The organism is Mycobacterium sp. E3198 (assembly GCF_001667015.1).
GTDB lineage: Bacteria > Actinomycetota > Actinomycetes > Mycobacteriales > Mycobacteriaceae > Mycobacterium.
This window is the reverse complement of sequence record NZ_LZIS01000204.1, coordinates 24,693-43,311: the sequence shown is the minus strand read 5'-3', so window position 1 is coordinate 43,311 and position 18,619 is coordinate 24,693. Positions and strand designations below refer to the sequence as shown.

Genomic DNA, 18,619 nt, shown 5'->3' with positions numbered 1-18,619 from the left:
CGACACGCCGGTGCTGAGTGGCATTCTGCGCACGCTCGCGGAATAGCGGGACGCGCATGAGCCCGCTGGCAGAACGCGTGCGCGAGGTGTTGCCGTCGGTGCGCCGCGACCTCGAGGACCTGGTGCGCATCGAATCGGTGTGGGCCGACCCCGCCCGGCGCGACGAGGTGCACCGCAGCGCGCGGGCGGTGGCGGACCTGTTGTCGCAGGCGGGTTTTCGCGATGTGCGCATCGTCAGCGAGGGCGGGGCGCCGGCCGTCATCGCACACCATCCGGCGCCGCCCGGCGCGCCGACGGTGCTGCTCTACGCGCATCACGACGTGCAGCCCGAGGGCGACCGCAGCCAGTGGGCGTCGCCGCCCTTCGAGCCCACCGAACGCGACGGCCGGCTGTACGGCCGCGGCAGCGCCGACGACAAGGCCGGCATCGCAACGCATTTGGCGGCCTTTCGGGCGCACGGCGGCAAACCGCCGGTGGGCGTCACGGTCTTCGTGGAGGGCGAGGAGGAATCCGGCTCGCCGTCGCTGGGCCGGTTGCTCGCCGCCCACCGCGACGCGCTGGCCGCCGACGTGATCGTCATCGCCGACTCCGACAACTGGAGCACCGACGCCCCCGCGTTGACGGTTTCGCTGCGCGGCCTGGCCGACTGCGTCGTCGAGGTCGCCACGCTCGACCACGGGCTGCACTCGGGCCTGTGGGGCGGCGTCATTCCCGACGCGCTGACCGTGCTGGTGCGGTTGCTGGCCAGCCTGCACGACGACGACGGCAACGTGGCGGTCGACGGCCTGCACGAAACCGATTCCGCCGCACTGAATTACCCCGACTACCCCGCCGAGCGGGTGCGGGCCGACTCCGGGCTGCTCGACGGTGTGTCCGAGATCGGCTCGGGGACGGTGCCGCAACGGCTGTGGGCCAAACCGGCGATCACGGTGATCGGCATCGACACCACGCCCATCGAGAAAGCGTCGAACACGCTGATCCCGCGGGCGCGGGCCAAGATCAGCATGCGGGTCGCGCCCGGCGGCGACGCGGCGGCCCACCTGGAAGCGCTGACCGCCCACCTGCAGCGGCACGCGCCCTGGGGCGCGCGGGTCACCGTCACGCCCGGCGAAATCGGCCAGCCGTACGCCATCGAGCCCACCGGGCAGGTGTACGACGCGGCACGGGCGGCGTTCCGGCAGGCGTGGGGCGTCGAGCCGATCGACATGGGTATGGGCGGCTCGATCCCGTTCATCGCCGAGTTCGCCGCCGCCTTCCCGCAGGCGAAGATCCTCGTCACCGGCGTCGAAGACCCCGCCACGCAGGCGCACAGCATCAACGAGAGCCTGCACCTGGGCGTGCTGGAACGCGCGGCGATCGCCGAGGCGCTGCTGCTGGCCGGCCTGGGCTAGAGGGACAGGTCGCGCCGGAGTTTGGCGACGTGGCCGGTGGCCTTGACGTTGTACTGCGCGACGGCGATCTTTCCCTTCTCGTCGACCAGGAACGTCGAGCGGATCACGCCGGTCACGGTCTTGCCGTACATCTGCTTCTCGCCGTAGGCGCCCCAGGCTGTCAGCACCTTGCGGTCGGGATCGGACAACAGCGGGAACGTCAGCTTCTCGGCGTCGCGGAACTTGGCCAGCTTTTCCGGCTTGTCGGGGGAGATGCCGACGACGTCGACGCCGGCGCCGTTGAGGTCGCGCAGGTTGTCGCGAAAGTCGCAGGCCTGCTTGGTGCATCCCGGTGTGGAGGCGGCCGGGTAGAAGTACACGATGACGCGGCGCCCCTTGTAGTCGGCCAGCGACACCTTGTTGCCGTCGGCGTCGGGCAGGCTGAAGGAGGGCGCCTTGTCGCCCGGGGCGAGCCGCGTGGTCTCGGTCAACGTGGGTCCTTTCTGTTCACCGCAGCGTTGGGGTTATCGCCGGCTGATCTAGGGTAGTGCCTCAGGTGCACAGGCGGACTTGGAGGACAGACACGTGGCGGACCGGGACCCCGAGGCCATCAAGCGGGACATCGACGTCGCCCGCGACCAGCTGGCGGCCACCGTCGATTCCCTCGCCGAGCGCGCCAACCCCCGCCGCCTCGCCGACGACCTCAAGGTGCGGGCGGTCGAATTCGTGAAGAAGCCCGTGGTGATCGCCTCGCTGGTCGGGATCTCGTCGATCGTGGTGATCGTGGTGGTGCGCCGGGTCAGGGACCGGTGACCTTCCGGACCTGGTCTGGCGCGCCGCTACCGACGTGCACGGGCAGGTCGTCGGCCCAGGGCTGGGTGGTGACCATGTCCTCGACGTCGAGGTAGCCGCGCTCGAACTCGCCGGTCGCCGCGTCGACGAGCCGGTACTCCTGCCGCTGTCGGTGGATGGGCTGTGCGTCGAGGATCACCACCCGCACGTCGCCGGGGGCGAACCCGCACCGCTGCTGCAGCGCCTCGATGAGGCACTCGTTGTGCATGTGCCCGTCGCCGAAGTTCCAGCCCAGCACCATCGAGCACAGGACCTCGCCCTCGCAGATGTTGTAGTCGTCCTCGTCGTAGCCGGCCAGCGCGCGGTGCACGAGGGTGAACAGCGCGCGACCGTGGGTGTTCATCCCGCGGAACGCCATCGCGAGGTGCAGCGGGACCAGGGTTTCTTCTTTGGACCCGTAGAGGCGCTCGAGCTGCAGGTGCTGCATTGGGCCGAGCGCGCGGGACCCGGTGCGGAACTTGTCGTCGACCGACGGCTTGACGCACCACAGCGTGGTGTCCCAGTTGCCGGCGTAGTAGCGCATGCCCGGCAGGAAGGAAACCTTGCGGGGGTACAGGTTTCCGACGACGACGGTGCCGGCGAGCACCGCGAACAGGATGGCCACCGGCAGGGGGTTCTCGACGCTCGACAGCCCCAGCTGCGCGTGGGCCACGAAGAGCGACAGCACCCCGAAGATCATGAACACGTTCCACTCCAGCGGCACGCCCATCGGGAAGGCCAGCAGGATATTGAGGTGAAACACGATCATCACGAACGCGGCGATGGCCGTCGGCCAGCCGCCGTGGCAGAAGAACAGCACCAGCGGCACCAGCCCCTCCACCGCGGTCGAGAAGTGGGCGATGACGCCCGCTAATGTGCTGGGCCGCAAGTCATCCGGATAGCGCTTGAACAGCGAGCGCTTGAGAATTCCGCTGGGGATGAACGGGTTGTTCGCCAGCATCGTGGAGATGACGAACGGGAAGTGCCGGGTCAGCTTGGAGGTTGCGGCGCCGATCCAGATGACCATGAAGACCACCTTGGCGCCGACGATGATGTCCGCTCCGGAGAACAGGAAGACCAGCGCCAGCGGCCCGTACACCTCGCCGCGGGCGGCCAGGAAGATCACCTTGTCGCGCAGGCTGAGCACGGCCAGGACCGCCAGGATGGCGACGGTCTGCCACCGCGGCAAAACGCCGATCATGGTGTCCAGCACGGGAATTGGGCCGGTGCCGTCCGAGACCAGCGCGATCACGAGCAACACCAGCAGCGCGTCGTAGAGCAACGCGTCGAGCGGCGTTCGGTCGTTGCCCTTGGTCAGCGGCGCCTTGCCCGGCCAGGGCGGCAATCGGATGGTGCCGGGTCGCAGCCAGTACAGGATCGAGCCCATCGGCGGGAAGTAGCGCCCGGCCAGCGGCCCGAAACAGCAACCGAGGCCGACGACTTCGAACAGCATGGTGAAAAGGACGGCCTTCTGGAACACGATCGGCTCGGACCACCACGCGCCCACGTCGGTGAAGCCGCCGATGCCGTTCGTCGACCACGCGAACAACCATGCGCCCAGGACATACAGCGCGATCTTGACGCCGTACATCAGGTGCATCACCAGGGGTGTGCCGAACCCGTTCTCGGCGATGTGGCGCGCCATCGGCACGATCCGCTCGGCCCGCGGCCGCGTGCTCCACTCGGCGTCCACGACGGGCAGGTTCGGCTGAATGAACCCCATTGCGGCTCCTTCGACGCGGCTTGTCTCACCGAGAAACTACATCGAGGAGCCGCGCGTGCTACGGCAATCCGGCCATCCCGTCCTGCCCGAGCAGCAGCCCGCCCGTGCCGCCGGGGCCGGCGGTGCCCGGTGTGGTTCCCGTCCCACCGCTGCCGCCGTTCCCGCCGTCACCGATCAACACGGCGCTGCCGCCCGCGCCGCCCTTGCCGCCCTTGTCGCCGGCGGCCGTGCCGGCGGCGCCCCCGTCGCCGCCGTTCCCGCCGTTGCCGATGCCCCCTGCGTGACCGCCGGCGCCGCCGTTCCCGCCGGTGAGGTCGCCGACGCCGCCCGCGCCGCCGATGCCGCCGACGCCGACGAGCGTGCCGGCGTTGCCGCCGGCCCCGCCGTTCCCGCCGATGGAGCCGGCGCCGGCGGCCGCGCCGCCGATGCCGCCGTTTCCGCCGGAGCCGGCGACCATGCCGGCGTTGCCGCCGGGGCCGCCGTCCCCGCCGATGCCGTTGCCGGCCCCGCCTCCGCCGCCGGCGCCGCCGTCGGCGAACAGCCCGCCGATTCCGCCTGCCCCGCCCTTTCCGCCGATGCCGCCGCCGAACCCTCCGCTGCCCCCGTCGCCTCCGGCGCCGAACAGGAGCCCGCCGGCGCCGCCGGGCCCGCCGTCGCCGCCGATGGCGGTGCCCCCTCCGGCGGTGCCGCCGGTGCCGCCGTGGGCGAACAGCCCGCCGGCGCCGCCACCGCCGCCGTTGCCGCCGATGGCGCTGCCGAACCCGCCGGCGCCGCCGGTGCCGCCGGCGGCGAACGCTCCGCCCGCGCCGCCGGTTCCGCCGTTGCCGCCGATGGTTCCGGACCCGCCGACTCCGCCGGTGCCGCCGAAACCGGAAATCCCGCCCATTCCGCCGGACCCGCCGTTCCCGCCGATGGGACCGGGCCCGCCGGCGCCGCCGGTTCCGCCGGCGGCGAAGGCCCCGCCGGCTCCGCCTGTGCCGCCGAACCCCCCGACGCCGGTCCCAGCCAAGGTGGAGGCGCCGCCCGCCCCACCCGGACCGCCGCGGGTGAACAGCCCGCTGGCCCCACCGGCGCCACCGGGTGCGCCATTGGCGGTCGACGAGGCCCCGCCGGTGCCGCCGGCGCCGCCGATGCCGAACAGCCCGGCGGCCCCGCCGTTGCCGCCGGCCACGCCGGTGGCCCCGGACGCTCCGGACCCGCCGTTGCCGCCGTTGCCGATCAGCCACCCGCCGTTGCCGCCGGGCGCCCCGGTCCCCGGCGCGCCGTTGGCGCCGTTGCCGATCAACGGACGGCCGGTCGCCGCCTGGACGGGCCCGTTGATGACGTCGAGCAGGCTCTGCAGCGGCGACGCGGCGGCGACCTCGGCGGCCGCGTATTGCCCGGCGCCCGCCGTCAACGCCTGCACGAATTCCTGATGAAAGGCCGCCGCCCGCGCGCTCAGGGCCTGATACGCCTGGCCCTGGCCGCCGAATATCGCGGCGATCGCCGCCGACACCTCATCGGCGCCCGCGGCCAGCACCGCCGTCGTGGGGCCCGCCGCGGCGGCGCTCACCGCCTCGATGGACGAACCGATATTTCCCAGATCCGCGGCGGCCGCTGTCAGCGCCTCCGGCGCGGTGATCAGAAGAGACATTTGGCACCTCTTGACGCGTCATGACCCATGGAGCCATGCCGACCAGTCGGCGCCTGCCGACATGCGTCGGCACATTCGGAGATTGTATGGCGATCGGCGACCGAAAGCGCCGCGAATGTGAAGATGAGTGCGCCGTCAGGGTTTCGAACCCCGGACCCGCTGATTAAGAGTCAGCTGCTCTACCAACTGAGCTAACGGCGCCGTGTACGGCCGAGACCGCGTACGCGACAATAACAGGCGTGCTGCCGCGAAGCGAAATCCCGATGTCCGCCAGGATACCTGTCGAGCGCCGGGGCGGACGCGCACTAAAACGCCCATCAAGCTAAAAGCCTTGCAGGGCAAGGGCTCTCAAAAAAGCGTTCCGCAGTAGGGGGCACGGTCTGTCGCGAAGGCGGCATCCAGGTCGCGTAACGCGCCCGGGCGCAGTTCGGTGATGCGGCCGGCCCGCAACAGCTGGGACGCGCGGTGCGCACCCATATAGAGCGTGGCCAGTTCGGCCAGGCCGATTTCGACGTCCGCGGGCCCGTCGTGCGGTGTGCATTTGCCGGTACCGTCACGCGTCTGAAGCAGGAACCGTCCTCCGGCGAGGTTCAGGGGGTCTGTGACGTCGAGCACGACGTCGGTGTCGGCCGCGTACACCCGCTCACCGAGCACCTCGGGGACGTCATTGATCCGCACCCACAGGAAATCGCTCATCCCGGTGGTCTGGGCGGTGCGCTGGTCGCGCAGCTTGAGCGGCAGCGGATCGTCGACGGGGACGTCGATCTCGATGGTGTCGAACATCTCCAACGCCAAGAGGGTCTGCAGCAGCTCGGTATGAGCCTCGTCGGTGACGGCGAAGAAGTCCTCGACGATCACCGAGCCGAACGGCGGCCGAAACGCGTGTTTGCCCGCACCGATGACTCGATACGCCAGAAAGCCGTCGGGGTGGACGGTGAAATTCAGCGCGGACCCGTTGCCCCGCTGCGTGGGCCGGTCCTCCAAAAAGTCGGCCCACCATGCGTCGTCGCGCTCCACCGCCCCGTTGGTCATCGCGCACCATCGTTCGTAGATTCCGGGCAAGAGGCGACTCGCCTCCTCGGCGTTGACTTCCCGCGCCCTGTTGCCGCCCGGCGCGTGACGCAGCTTCGCGAAGCGGCGGTCGATCGAATAGCAGTGGGCGTAGCTCGCCACCCCGGCGCCGAAACCGTCGTACATGGCGGTCTGGGTCGGGACACCACAGACGATCGGGTAGCCCCGCTCGATGAGTTTCCCCAGCCCCTGGGCGCTCAGCTGTGCCCATATCCCGGTTCCCTGATGGGTCGACGCGACCGCGATCATCGTCAGCCACGCGGCTCGCAGGCTGCCGCCACCGGGCACGGTGAGCCGCGCCCGGTAGATGATCGAGGTGCCCACCAAACTGGGATGCTCCGGGTCGGAAACGTCCTCGGCGACCAGGATGTCCTCGAGTTCGACCCGGCGTTTCCAGGCTTCCACGGCGCGCGGGTCCACCGGATCGCCGAAGGTGCGGGCCTGATTTTCGTAGACCGCTTGCCAGTCATTTTCGGTTGGATGCCTGATCGTGATGGCCTCGTCGGTCGCGTTCATCGCTTATCCAATCCGCTTCTAGGACAGCCAAACCGGCGCTGTCGCAACCCGAATCCACTTAACGGGGACCGTCTCGTCCGATACCCGGGTGTTCGACCGCCAAAACCGCTGTCGCGGGTCAGACCGGTCGTGTCTGGGTATAGCGATACCCGATGCTGCAAGGAATCACTCGGCTTGCCATCGCCGCGCCGCGACGCGTTATCGGCGTAGCGGTGTTGATGCTGCTGGGGGCGGCTGTTTTCGGCATCCCGGTGGTCAACGGCCTGTCGGGTGGGGGCTTTCAGGACCCGACCTCGGAGTCCGCGCGGGCGACGGCCCTGCTCAGGGACCGGTTCAACCAAACCGATCAGCAGATGCTGATCGCGGTGAGCGACCCCACGGGGGCCCGCAGCGATCGGGCGCGCCGGGTGGGCACGGATCTCGTCGACCAGCTGCGACGATCGCCGTGGGTCTTCAACGTCTCGTCGGCCTGGACGTCGCCGCCGCGGGTCGCCGCCCAGCTGGTCAGCAAGGACGGCTCGTCGGGGCTGATCGTGGCGGGCCTGCAGGGTGGCGAGAACGACGCCCAGAAGTACGCCAGCACGCTCACCCGCGAATTGGTGCACGACCGCGACGGCGTCACCGTGCGCGCCGGCGGCATGGCCGTGGCGTATGCGCAGATCAACCAGCAGAACGCCAGAGACCTGGTGTTGATGGAGGCCATCGCGATTCCGCTGAGCTTCGCGGTGCTGGTCTGGGTGCTGGGCGGGGTGGTGGCGGCGGCGGTGCCGGTCGGCGTGGGCGGGCTGGTCATCGTCTGCACGATGTCGGTGTTGCGGCTGATCAGCTTTTCCACCGACGTGTCGACGTATGCCCTGGACCTGAGCATCGCGATGGGCCTCGCGCTGGCGATCGACTACAACCTGCTGATCATCAGCCGCTACCGCGAGGAGCTGGCCCGGGCCGGGGAGCGGGACCGGGCGCTGTTCCGGACCATGGCCACGGCCGGCCGGACCGTGCTGTTTTCGGCCACGACCGTCGGGTTGTCGATGGCGGTGATGGCGCTGTTCCCGATGTACTTCCTGAAATCGTCGGCCTACACCATCGTGGCCACGGCGGTCATCGTCGCGTTCGCGTCCGTGGTGGTGACCCCGGCCGCGATCGCGCTGCTCGGGCCCCGGCTGGACGCGCTGGACGTCCGCCGCTGGCTGGCCCGGCGGGTGCCGCCGCGGGCGCCGTCGTGGCGCGACCACGCGCACAAGCCGGTGTATTCGCTGTTCTGGTATCGGTCGACGAAGTTCGTGCTGCGCCACGCCCTGCCAGCCGGCCTGGCCGTCGTCGCGCTGCTGCTGTTGCTGGGCGTCCCGTTCCTTGGGGTGAAGTGGGGTTTTCCGGACGAGCGGGTGCTGCCCCGATCGGCGTCGGCGCGCCAGGTCGCCGACATGCTCGACAACGATTTCGGCAACGGGCTGGGAACCTCGGTGTCCGTCGTCGTCCCCGACGCCCGGGGCGTGACCCCCGCCGACCTGGAGCGCTACGCCGCGGACCTGTCGCGCGTGCCCGACGTCTCCGCGGTCACGGCGCCGACCGGGACGTTCGTGGCGGGCTCCCCGGCGGGGCCGCCCGCCGCCGCCACGGGCATGGCCAACGGCAGCGCGTTCTTCACGGTGGCCACCACCGCGCCCCTGTACTCACCAGCGTCAAACACGCAACTGGACCGCTTGCACGCGGTCAAGGCTCCGGCGGGGCGGGCCGTGGAGATGACCGGGCTGGCGCAGCTCAACCGCGACAGCGTCGACGCGATCACCACGCGGCTGCCGACGGTGCTGGCGCTGATCGCCCTGATCACCTTCACGCTGCTGTTCTTGCTCACCGGCAGCGCGGTGCTGCCGCTGCAGGCGCTGGTGTGCAACGTGTTGTCGCTGACGGCGGCGTTCGGCGCGATGGTGTGGATCTTCCAGGACGGCCACCTCGGCGCGCTGGGGACCACACCCAACGGGACGCTGAACGCCAACATCCCCGTGTTGTTGTTCTGCATCGCCTTTGGGCTGGCGATGGATTACGAGGTGTTCCTGGTCTCCCGGATCCACGAATACTGGCTGGCGTCCCCGCCGGCCCGGGAGGCGCACCCGAGCCCGGCCGAGGCCCACGCCGTCACGGATGAGAGCACTGCGTTGGGCCTGGCCGGCATCGGCCGGGTGGTGACCACCGCCGCGCTGGTGATGTCGATCTCGTTCGCCGCGCTGATCCCCGCGCACGTGTCGTTCATGCGCATGCTCGGCGTCGGCCTGACGCTCGCGGTGCTGGCCGACGCCACCCTGGTGCGGATGGTCTTGGTCCCGGCGTTCATCCACGTGCTGGGCCGGTGGACCTGGTGGGCGCCCACACCGCTGACCTGGCTGCGTGACCGGCTGGCGACCGGCGAAGCCGCCGCCGCCGCGGTGGCACGGCGTCGCTGGGCCGCCGACGAACACCAGCCACGGCCCCTGATCAAGCGGTGGCCCACGACGGCGGTGAGCGAACATGGTTAGCGCCGCTGCGCTGGCGCTGGCTTCCGCTCTGTGCATCGCGATCGGTGACGTGCTGCAGCAGCGGGCGGCGCACTGCATCACCGACCGGTCCGTCGGCGACATCGAACTGTTCGCCAAGCTGCTGCGCAACCGGCGGTGGTGGGGGGGCGCCCTGCTGTTGGTGGCGAGCATCGCGTTGCAGGCGGCCGCGCTGGGGCGGGGTTCGGTGCTGCTGGTGCAGGCGTTGCTGATGCTGTCGCTGCTGTTCGCGCTGCCCATCAGCGCCAGGGTGTGGCACCGCACGGTGACCGGCGGCGAGTGGATCTGGGCCGGGCTGCTGACCGCCGCGGTCATCGTGATCGTCGTCGTCGGCAACCCGCAGGCCGGCCGGTCCGGCGCATCGCTGGGCACCTGGGTGGCCGTGGCCGCCGTGCTGGCGCCGCTGTTGGTGGCGTGCCTGGTGGTCGGCCGGATCCGGGGAGGCGCCCTGGCCGCCGCGTTGTTCGCGTTCGTCTCGGGATCGCTGTGGGGGGTCTTCGCGGTGCTGACCAAGGAGGTGGTCGCCCGGCTCGGCGACGGCGGTTGGGCGGCGGCCGGAACCCCCGAGTTATACGGGTGCATCCTGGCCGCGGCGGGCGGCGTGGTCTGGAGCCAGGCCGCGTTCCGGGCCGGGCCCCTGACCGCGTCGATGCCGACCCTGCAGATGTCGCAGCCGGTCGTGGCGGCGGTGCTGGGTGTCGTCGTCCTCGACGAGACTCTCAACGCCGGGCGCGCCGGTTCGTTGGCGCTGGTGACGGCGGCGCTGGTGGCGACGGCGGCGATCGTCAAACTGGCGCGCGTCGAGGCCGTCGCGACCCATGACGGGGTCGAGGCGCGGCGCCAAGACGCGGTGGGCCAGCCGGCGTAACGGTTCGGTCGCTGACCGTCCCATGTCGCATTGTGGGCGGCCAAAAACCCATTACAATGCTTCCACTGTTTCTGGTCAGCGGTGACCACACTTTGCCGATCGAATTTGGAAGGTCACTCGATGACGCCTTTGCGCAGACGCCGACCGTGGCTGGTTGCCACCATGGTCGTGTTTGCTGTCGTCGGCGTTGCCTGCAGCAGCAGCCACACCGCCGCGCCCGCGAAGGTCATCTTCGACAAGGGCACCCCGTTCGCCGACCTACTGGTGCCGAAGCTGACCTCCTCGGTGAGCGACGGTGCCGTCGGCGTCACGGTGGACGCGCCGGTGACAGTGAGCGTCGCCGACGGCGTGCTCGGGTCGGTCACCATGGTCAACGAGAACGGGCGCTCGATCGGCGGTCAGCTCAGCCCCGACGGGTTGCGCTGGTCGACGACCGAGCAGCTGGGCTACAACCGGCGCTACACGCTCAGCGTGAAGGCGCTGGGGTTGGGCGGCGCCGCCACCCGCCAGATGACCTTTCAGACCAGTTCGCCGGCCCACCTCACGATGCCCTACGTCAGCCCCGGCGACGGCGAGGTGGTCGGCATCGGCGAGCCCGTGGCGATCCGCTTCGACGAGAACATCGCCGACCGGGCCGCCGCGCAGAAGGCCATCGTCATCACCACCAACCCGCCCGTCGAGGGCGCGTTCTACTGGCTGAACAACCGCGAGGTGCGTTGGCGCCCAGAGCATTTCTGGAAGCCGGGCACCGCCGTAGACGTGGCGGTCAACACCTACGGCGCCGATCTGGGCGACGGGATGTTCGGCGAGGACAACGTCAAGGCGCACTTCACCATTGGCGACGAGGTCATCTCCACCGCCGACGACACCACCAAGATGGTGACGGTGCGGGTCAACGGAGAAGTCGTGAAGACCATGCCGACGTCGATGGGCAAGGACAGCACCCCGACGGCAAACGGCTTCTACATCGTGGGTGGGCGGTTCAAGCACATCATCATGGACTCGTCGACCTACGGCGTTCCGGTCAACTCCCCCAACGGATATCGCACCGACGTCGAATGGGCCACGCAGCTTTCGTATAGCGGTGTGTACGTGCATTCCGCGCCGTGGTCGGTCGGCGCCCAGGGCCACACCAATACCAGCCATGGGTGTCTGAACGTGAGCCCCAGCAACGCGGAGTGGTATTACGACCACAGCAAGAGCGGCGACATCGTCGAGGTGGTCCACACCGTGGGGGGGACGCTGCCGGGCACCGAGGGGCTGGGCGACTGGAACGTCCCGTGGCCGGTGTGGAAGGCCGGCAACGCCAACGTCAGCTAGCGCCGACGCCCGTTACGTTTCATTCATTTGAGCGCGACCTGCATGGCGTAGGGTGCCCGCCCATGAACACTCCTTCGCCCGGTCCGGGGTGGTGGCTGGCCTCCGACGGCAACTGGTATCCCCAGCGGTGGGAAACCACCTTCGTCCATTACACGAACGAGTCCCTGCCGGCCGTGATCGACGAGGCGAGTCGCCAGTCGAAAGCCTACGGGGAACAGGGCTGGGAGATCGTGGGCTCCTCGGTGCAGCGCAGTCAGGTCGCGCGCCGGTTCAAGGAGTACGACAGCGGCGGGGACCACTACTTCGAGTGGAGCATCGTCTGCACCCTGAAACGGCCTCTGGCGCCGGGGCAGACGGCGCAAGGCTCCGCCGAACGTTGGGGTGGCTGACGGGACTCGAACCCGCGACACCCAGGATCACAACCTGGTGCTCTACCAGCTGAACTACAGCCACCATTGCCGCGAGCGGGCTTCCATCACTGGGCCAACGAGCGGCGACCACCGATATTAGCCGGTCGGGGGCGCGGAGTCCGAATCGATTGTTCTCGTGGCGTTCTCTGGGCCTTCGAGGTCGGCGACGACGGTCTCGATCTCGCTGGTGGACGGGCCCGGCGGGGGCACGAACGCGGTCCGCCGGTAGTACTGCAGTTCGCGGATGGACTCGTGGATGTCGGCCAGCGCCCGGTGGGTCAGGCCCTTGGCCGGCTGGCCGTAGTAGATGCGGGGGTACCAGCGCCGGCACAGTTCCTTGATCGAGCTGACGTCGATCATCCGGTAATGCAGGTAGGAGTCCAGCTTTGGCATGTCGCGGGTGATGAAGGACCGGTCGGTGGCGATCGAGTTGCCTGCCAGCGGGGCGGTCTTGGGCTGCTTCACGTGGGTGGTGATGTAGTCCAGGACCATCGCCTCGGCGGTCGCCAGGTCGACGGTGGAGGACTTGACCTCCTCGATCAGCCCCGAGCGCGAGTGCATTTCGGCGACCACCTCGATCATCGACGACAGCGCGGCGTCGTCGGCGTGGATCACCACGTCCACGCCGTCACCGAGCACGTTCAGCTCGGCATCGGTGACCAGGACCGCGATCTCGATCAGCTTGTCCGAGCTCAGATCGAGCCCGGTCATCTCGCAGTCGATCCATACCAATTCGTCGCGCACAGCGCTCAGCGTATGCGTGCGCCGGGCCCGCGCGAGCCCTGCCCCCGCCTGGCCCGGGGAAGTAGTGTGAGCGTTGCGACTGGGGAAGAGGGGCGAGCACGATGACCACCGAATCGGCGGCGACACCCGCACAGCGAATCGCGAACGGCTATGCCGTCGAAGGCCAGGCGCTGGAATTGGGCACGGTCGTCGTCGACGGCGTGGCGGACCCGACCGCACAGATCCGCATCCCGCTGGCGACGATCAACCGGCACGGACTGGTGGCCGGGGCCACCGGAACCGGCAAGACCAAGACGCTGCAGTTGATCGCCGAACAGCTCAGCGCCGCGGGCGTGGCGGTGCTGATGGCCGACGTGAAGGGCGACCTGTCCGGCCTGGCGCGGCCCGGGGAGGCCAACGACAAGACCGCCGCGCGCGCGAAGGACACCGGCGACAACTGGGCGGCGACGGGGTTTCCGGTGGAGTTCTTGTCGCTGGGCACCGGGGGAGTGGGCGTGCCGGTGCGCGCGACCGTGGCCAGCTTCGGCCCGGTCTTGTTGTCGAAGGTGTTGGGGCTCAACGCCACTCAGGAATCCACGCTGGGGCTGATCTTCCACTGGGCCCAACAGGGCAACCATCCGCTGGTCACTTTGAACGATCTGCGCGCCGTCATCAGCCACCTGGCCAGCGACGAGGGCAAGGCCGACCTCAAAGACCTGGGCGGCGTGTCGTCGACGACGGCGGGCGTGATCCTGCGGGCGCTGGTGAACCTCGCCGGCGAGGGCGGGGACACGTTCTTCGGCAAGCCGGAGCTCGACCCGAACGATCTGTTGCACGTCGACGACGGGCACGGCACTATCTCCCTGCTCGAGTTCAGCGGTCAGTCGGTGCGTCCCGTCATCTTCTCCACCTTCCTGATGTGGCTGCTGGCCGACCTGTACGCCCAACTGCCTGAGGTCGGTGACGTCGACAGGCCCAAGCTGGTGTTCTTCTTCGACGAGGCGCACCTGCTTTTCGCCGATGCGTCCAAGGCCTTCCTCGAACAGGTCGAACAAACCGTCAAGCTGATCCGCTCCAAGGGCGTCGGGGTCTTCTTCTGCACCCAGCTGCCCACCGACATCCCCAACGACGTGCTGTCCCAGCTGGGCGCGCGGGTGCAGCACGCGCTGCGGGCGTTCACCCCCGACGACCAGGCGGCGCTGTCCAAGACCGTCCGCACCTACCCGAAAACCGATGTGTACGACCTGGAGTCGGCGCTGACCTCGCTGGGGATCGGTGAGGCCGTCGTCACCGTCCTGTCCGAGAAGGGCGCGCCCACACCCGTCGCGTGGACCCGGATGCGGGTGCCCCGCTCGCTGATGGCCTCGATCGGCACCGACGCGATCACGGCCGCAGCGAAAGCCAGTCCGCTGCAAGCGAAGTACGGTCAGACCGTTGAACAACCCGCGCAGGCCCAGGCCGCCCCGCGAGCTCCGCAGGCCGACTCCAACTATCCGCCGGTGCCGGCGGACTCCGTGCCGCCGCCGATGCCGGCGCCGGCCGAGCCCGCCGGGCCGAAGGGCCCCGCCGTGTGGGAGGACGTGCTGAACAACCCGACCGTGAAAAGCGGCATCAACACGGCGATACGCGAAGCGGTGAAAGCCATCTTCGGCACCGGCCGTCGCCGGAAGTAACAGCGACGGTGAGTTCGCTAATTTGCTTAAACGAGTGTCACTCTCATGTCATTTGTTTGCCGGAATCCGGAAACGCCTCTGTTCCAGGCTTGCCAAGAACCATAAGGGGCTCAAGCCAACTGAGCCGGCAACCGCGGGGTCGGACGATAGTCCTTCATGGATAACAGCAGTTATCCATGATCGGGCGCGGCGTGTCGCGCGACACGGCCCAGGCGAGTGTTCGTAGCACCGCCCATTAAATGTCAGCGTTCATCTGCGAGAGTGTCGCGGGTCGGGGCTCGGGCATCGCCGAAATGGTGCGGGCCGAGTATTCGATTGTCGAGTATTTTCACCACCAAAACGCAGGTTGCCACCAACCGCATCCTCGCTGGCATCACTCAACGAGGAGCGCCGGCCGGCGGCGGCCTAGCCGCCGCTTTGGAAGGGGGCGGCCTTCACCGGGCAGCGACCTGTCTAGGCAGCACCTTGCACATCCGCATCCAACACCAGGCGGTTGGGATTGGTATTTACCCGAGATGCAGGTAGCAGCGCAGGAATTTAGCGATCGGGGAGGCTGCGCGATAGTTCCAGGAGGTGGGTGCGTACCGCCCGCAGACGCCAGCGTTGTCCAATTGCGCCGCTATCGTCGAGGCAGCGCTCAACGAAGGTGTCCGACAATTTCCGCCGCTTGGGTGCGTCGTACACCCCCTGACGGCACATGTCGAAGTCGCACCCCAAGCGCCCGGCGCGTCCCGGACATCGAGTCATGACCCTGTGCGATGCCCACCAGTGGGTAACACAACGCGGAAGGTCGTCTCGGGCAAGGCCGTTAGCGCGGCCTAGTCCCCACTCGGCGATGCGCCCGGCGGGGTGGTATTCATCGAGCCACTCGCTGGCACCGCTGAAATTGAGCAGCATCATCACTTGAGCCAGGATGCGCAGCACCTGGGGATCTAGCTCACCTCCGGCCTGTGATACCGCCGTGTTGTCGTCGAGCCAGACAAATTTGCTGACGAAGATGTGCGGGTCGGAGCCGAGCAGGGTTTGTTTCGCGGCGACGATGCCAGCGTATTCCTTCACGATCTGGTGCGGGTCCTCGCGGCAGACTTCCAGGCCGCGGTCTAAAAATGGGGTACTGGTGTCGGGCTCCGCGACGCACTCGTCAAATTCGGCGCGGCGGTCCCTGTCGGCTGCGCACGCGACCAGCAGCGCTTGTAACGCGACCAGCCGCGCGTACCACGAGGCCCCGCGCAGCGGGCTGCGGTCGTTGTAGTCAACGTGGGTACGCGGGCCGTTCCAGTGCAGGCCGAGGATTGCGCCGGTCACCTCAACAAGCTCGTCGGGGGCGGCGACGCTGTCGGTAAGGCAGAGATAACTGGCGTCGCGGCATCCCTCGGCCAGTGCGATCTGCATGCCGACGTCGTGGTCGGGAACAGGATCGCGACGGGAGTCGTCAGTGCCCCCGTGGGCGGCCTGGTCCGGGCCGGCGGCCGCGGCATGCGGGGCTGAGCTGGCATCGCGACGTCGGAGCGACTTGGCAGCGGCCTCTGAGGACGCCGGGCTCGCGGCGGCGACCGCGCCATCTGGAGGTGCTGCTTGAGGACTGCCGTCGTGGGGGGTTGTGTCGGGCGAGGGGCCGTAGGGCGCAATGGCGTCCGCTAGGTCTTTCACCGCCAAGTGGACGTCGGCGCGACGGGAACTCGCTGAGACCAGAAGAGTGGGCAGAATCCAGGCAATCAGGGCGAATTCATGACCGTGCCAATCGCCCCGCCATCGGTAGCGCCACGAGAGGCCGGCGCGGCTTTCGTGGCCCGATCGGACAATCGAGGCCCAGTCGGCAAGCAGTGCGTCCCAGGTCGCTGCGCCGCCACTGCCGACCCGCCGACATAGAGCCCGATTCACGATGTGTCGCTCGGGTCGCCAGTCGGCTGCATAAGTGGCCAGGTGCCAGAGGGCTTTGGGCACTCCTGGCACCGTGCCGACCGTCCTGGCGGTGAGACGATCGGCGAATGCTTTCTGCGTGGCGGAGTCCGCCTTCTCCCAGACCGTGTCCAAAGAATTCTGCTCCAGCGAGACCACGTATTTCAGCGATGAAGCCGCGTTGAGGGCACCTCCTGCGGCGGCCAGCGCAGATTGTTTGATCGGGCACTCGTCATCGCTGAGTTCGGCGATACTGCTGAGTTCGGCGATCGCCCGCCGCCAGACCTTGGGCACGTTCTCTTCCGCGACCGCGACGGCAAAAGCAGCAGCCGACATCCTGGTGTATATCTCCGCGGCCGTGCACAGTGCGGAACGATCGACGGACAAGCTGAAAGGGACAGCAGCCTGGGCCAATCTTGAGCCGATGGCAATTTCACCTAGGCGTGGATCCATGAACCGGATCGTGGCCGTCGTTGCAGAGTGGTCCTCGGATAACAAGCCGCGTTTACACAAGGCGGCAACGGTCCGCTTGACATCGAACCGCGAAGAGTTGGCGAGATCGCGGTAAATGTCGGAGATTTCGACTGCCCACCCTCCGCTGAGGATGAGCCGGTCAGCGAGCCCGTCGACGACCAGCCGCTCCAGACGTGCCACACCGGCATCAGCATGGAAAAAGGTGTCAATATGGTCGCAGGCAAAGCGGATCAATCCGTCGCGTTTGAGGGCCTTGGCCGTCTCCTCGATCCGCGCAATGTCGTGGTTCTTATGGTAGACGGTGGGCACGCGCAGACCCGTCGGCTGAAGCACGTTGCCGAGCCTGCGGACGGCGCGTTCCCGCCGCTTCCGATCCTTCTCATTGCCGGTCGGGCCAATGTTTTCCAGCTCCAAATTGTCGGGAGGCGCGAGCGCCAGGGACTCGGCAAATAGCTGCGACGGAAATGCCGCTTGGGTCACGATAGCGACGAAATGGATGCCAGCACTTCGAAGTTCATCGAGACTGTCCGCCACCGCTTGCCGAGTGCTCTGCGGCGACCCGATTCGGGTGATCGCTTCCATATTCTTGATAACAACCACTATGCGGCGAAACCGAGTCAGCTGTTCAAATGCGCGCGCATAAGATTCAGCGCCACGCAAAAAGGGGTGCGGCGCCACGTCGGCTTTGCGGAGCAACGCTCTAAACTCCGCGCGCACCGCAGTGCTGTACGTTCCGTCATACGCGGGCCGGTCTAACGTAAGCGTGATGACCTTATGGCGGTTGAATTCGTTTGCTAGGTCCTTAACGAACGAATTGCCGGCGTCAATCGTCTGGGCGGAAAGAACAATCCAGTCCGCTGAGTCCAGGCGCCATCGCACCGCCTTAGCCTGACCGCGCCGCCTAGCCTCGGGAATATTGTTGTCCTTTGGCTCATTCCCGGCTTTATCGAGCGCCCGAGCTTGGTGTACGCACAGCGCGCGATACACGAAAAACCCGGAGATGAGCTCCAAGATGAACCACACGCCGAAGGCGGCCATGACGGTAGCTGCTGCGCTGAGGATGATGTTGCTGATTGAGTAGTAGACGCCGTCGTCGTCGGGCGACGTCTTATACACTTGGATGGCGCTATGGACAATGGCGACGATGATGGCGACCGGCAATAAAGACAACAACCGCAATGCTCCCCGCCGGGGCGCAACCGCATGCGGAAGGTGCGCGAAAAGGACGTGAACCCGCCGGGTTGAGGTGATAACCAGTGCGCACCCGAGGGCGGCGACAAAGCCTATCGAGGCGACGTTGATGACGTCGCGATACGCTCTCTGTGAGTGCAGGCGCGCCAAGATGAAGTCACGGAACGTCCTGGCCCAGTGCTGGTCGGTGAAGGTGAGCCAGAGCGCCATGCATATGAAGATGACCAGAATTCCCAGACTTCCAGTGCGTACCAGACAGCGCTTGCGTCGCGCGCGCTGTCTGGCGCGCGCGCGACGCAAGACATCCGCTCGATTGGATGGCGACTCATCAGTGGACATGAGACCGATTCCTCTTCAGCCGCAGCCGAATCCGGATGTCATGAGGATCG

At 68.1% G+C, this 18,619-nt stretch carries 13 protein-coding genes and 2 tRNA genes; 7 read left to right on the top strand and 8 right to left on the bottom strand.

Going from position 1 to position 18,619, the window contains the following annotated elements:
* Nucleotides 1-56 precede the first annotated feature (56 nt).
* Entirely contained in the window at nt 57-1,391 is a 1,335-nt protein-coding gene (locus tag A5673_RS22625; RefSeq protein WP_068237785.1) for a dipeptidase, read from the top strand.
* On the opposite strand, the gene bcp is transcribed toward A5673_RS22625, so the two are convergent.
* A complete protein-coding gene (gene bcp / locus A5673_RS22620; RefSeq protein WP_068237782.1) occupies nt 1,388-1,861 on the bottom strand; it encodes a thioredoxin-dependent thiol peroxidase in 474 nt (157 codons plus the stop codon). The two genes, A5673_RS22625 and bcp, sit on opposite strands and share 4 nt — an antisense overlap.
* A 94-nt stretch (nt 1,862-1,955) precedes the next feature.
* Between bcp and A5673_RS22615 the strand changes: the two genes are divergently transcribed.
* Complete coding sequence (locus tag A5673_RS22615) at nt 1,956-2,183, top strand: DUF3618 domain-containing protein (protein WP_068237848.1); 228 nt, start codon at nt 1,956-1,958, stop codon at nt 2,181-2,183.
* On the opposite strand, the gene A5673_RS22610 is transcribed toward A5673_RS22615, so the two are convergent.
* From A5673_RS22610 to A5673_RS22595, 4 genes are all read right to left on the bottom strand, one after another.
* Nucleotides 2,170-3,924 carry a DUF3556 domain-containing protein gene (locus tag A5673_RS22610; protein WP_068237779.1) on the bottom strand — a complete coding sequence of 585 codons (1,755 nt, stop codon included), beginning with the start codon at nt 3,922-3,924 and terminating at the stop codon, nt 2,170-2,172. The genes A5673_RS22615 and A5673_RS22610 overlap by 14 nt on opposite strands.
* Before the next feature lie 58 nt (nt 3,925-3,982).
* A complete protein-coding gene (locus A5673_RS22605) occupies nt 3,983-5,557 on the bottom strand; it encodes a PE family protein (protein ID WP_068237776.1) in 1,575 nt (524 codons plus the stop codon).
* 128 nt (nt 5,558-5,685) lie between these two features.
* Nucleotides 5,686-5,758 (bottom strand) — tRNA-Lys (locus A5673_RS22600).
* 147 nt (nt 5,759-5,905) lie between these two features.
* Nucleotides 5,906-7,144, bottom strand: a complete 1,239-nt coding sequence (locus tag A5673_RS22595) for a GNAT family N-acetyltransferase (RefSeq protein ID WP_068237773.1) — start codon at nt 7,142-7,144, stop codon at nt 5,906-5,908.
* A gap of 152 nt (nt 7,145-7,296) precedes the next feature.
* Between A5673_RS22595 and A5673_RS22590 the strand changes: the two genes are divergently transcribed.
* The 4 genes from A5673_RS22590 (at nt 7,297) to A5673_RS22575 (ending at nt 12,249) form a co-directional block, all read left to right on the top strand.
* Nucleotides 7,297-9,654, top strand: a complete 2,358-nt coding sequence (locus A5673_RS22590) for an MMPL family transporter (RefSeq protein WP_068237770.1) — start codon at nt 7,297-7,299, stop codon at nt 9,652-9,654.
* On the top strand, nt 9,647-10,540 hold the full coding sequence (locus tag A5673_RS22585) for a DMT family transporter (RefSeq protein WP_068237768.1): 894 nt from the start codon (nt 9,647-9,649) through the stop codon (nt 10,538-10,540). Before A5673_RS22590 ends, A5673_RS22585 begins: the two co-directional genes overlap by 8 nt.
* 120 nt (nt 10,541-10,660) lie before the next feature.
* The gene (locus A5673_RS22580) at nt 10,661-11,860 is read left to right on the top strand and encodes an Ig-like domain-containing protein (RefSeq protein ID WP_082958899.1); all 1,200 of its coding nucleotides are present in this window, start codon (nt 10,661-10,663) and stop codon (nt 11,858-11,860) included.
* 62 nt (nt 11,861-11,922) lie between these two features.
* A complete protein-coding gene (locus A5673_RS22575; RefSeq protein WP_068237763.1) occupies nt 11,923-12,249 on the top strand; it encodes a hypothetical protein in 327 nt (108 codons plus the stop codon).
* Here the strand turns inward: A5673_RS22575 and A5673_RS22570 are convergent.
* Together A5673_RS22570 and orn are read right to left on the bottom strand one after the other, a co-directional pair.
* Nucleotides 12,238-12,313 (bottom strand) — tRNA-His (locus tag A5673_RS22570). The genes A5673_RS22575 and A5673_RS22570 overlap by 12 nt on opposite strands.
* Nucleotides 12,314-12,366: 53 nt before the next feature.
* Nucleotides 12,367-13,014 (bottom strand): oligoribonuclease, encoded by a 648-nt coding sequence (gene orn / locus A5673_RS22565; RefSeq protein ID WP_068237760.1) that lies wholly within the window; start codon nt 13,012-13,014, stop codon nt 12,367-12,369.
* 101 nt (nt 13,015-13,115) lie between these two features.
* Here orn and A5673_RS22560 point away from each other — a divergent pair, with 101 nt between their 5' ends.
* Nucleotides 13,116-14,666: a helicase HerA-like domain-containing protein gene (locus A5673_RS22560; RefSeq protein WP_068237757.1), complete on the top strand. Its 1,551-nt coding sequence runs from the start codon at nt 13,116-13,118 to the stop codon at nt 14,664-14,666.
* A 537-nt stretch (nt 14,667-15,203) separates the two neighbouring features.
* Here the strand turns inward: A5673_RS22560 and A5673_RS22555 are convergent.
* Nucleotides 15,204-18,440, bottom strand: a complete 3,237-nt coding sequence (locus tag A5673_RS22555; protein WP_068237754.1) for an AzlD domain-containing protein — start codon at nt 18,438-18,440, stop codon at nt 15,204-15,206.
* Nucleotides 18,441-18,619 lie beyond the last annotated feature (179 nt).

Excerpts from the sequence above, each read along its gene's own strand:
- A5673_RS22625 (WP_068237785.1), top strand. The coding sequence starts at position 57 with ATGAGCCCGCTGGCAGAACGCGTGCGCGAGGTGTTGCCGTCGGTGCGC.
- A5673_RS22610 (WP_068237779.1), bottom strand. The coding sequence starts at position 3,924 with ATGGGGTTCATTCAGCCGAACCTGCCCGTCGTGGACGCCGAGTGGAGC.
- A5673_RS22605 (WP_068237776.1), bottom strand. The coding sequence starts at position 5,557 with ATGTCTCTTCTGATCACCGCGCCGGAGGCGCTGACAGCGGCCGCCGCG.
- A5673_RS22595 (WP_068237773.1), bottom strand. The coding sequence starts at position 7,144 with ATGAACGCGACCGACGAGGCCATCACGATCAGGCATCCAACCGAAAAT.
- A5673_RS22590 (WP_068237770.1), top strand. The coding sequence starts at position 7,297 with ATGCTGCAAGGAATCACTCGGCTTGCCATCGCCGCGCCGCGACGCGTT.
- A5673_RS22585 (WP_068237768.1), top strand. The coding sequence starts at position 9,647 with ATGGTTAGCGCCGCTGCGCTGGCGCTGGCTTCCGCTCTGTGCATCGCG.
- A5673_RS22580 (WP_082958899.1), top strand. The coding sequence starts at position 10,661 with ATGACGCCTTTGCGCAGACGCCGACCGTGGCTGGTTGCCACCATGGTC.
- A5673_RS22575 (WP_068237763.1), top strand. The coding sequence starts at position 11,923 with ATGAACACTCCTTCGCCCGGTCCGGGGTGGTGGCTGGCCTCCGACGGC.
- A5673_RS22560 (WP_068237757.1), top strand. The coding sequence starts at position 13,116 with ATGACCACCGAATCGGCGGCGACACCCGCACAGCGAATCGCGAACGGC.
- A5673_RS22555 (WP_068237754.1), bottom strand. The coding sequence starts at position 18,440 with ATGGCGCTCTGGCTCACCTTCACCGACCAGCACTGGGCCAGGACGTTC.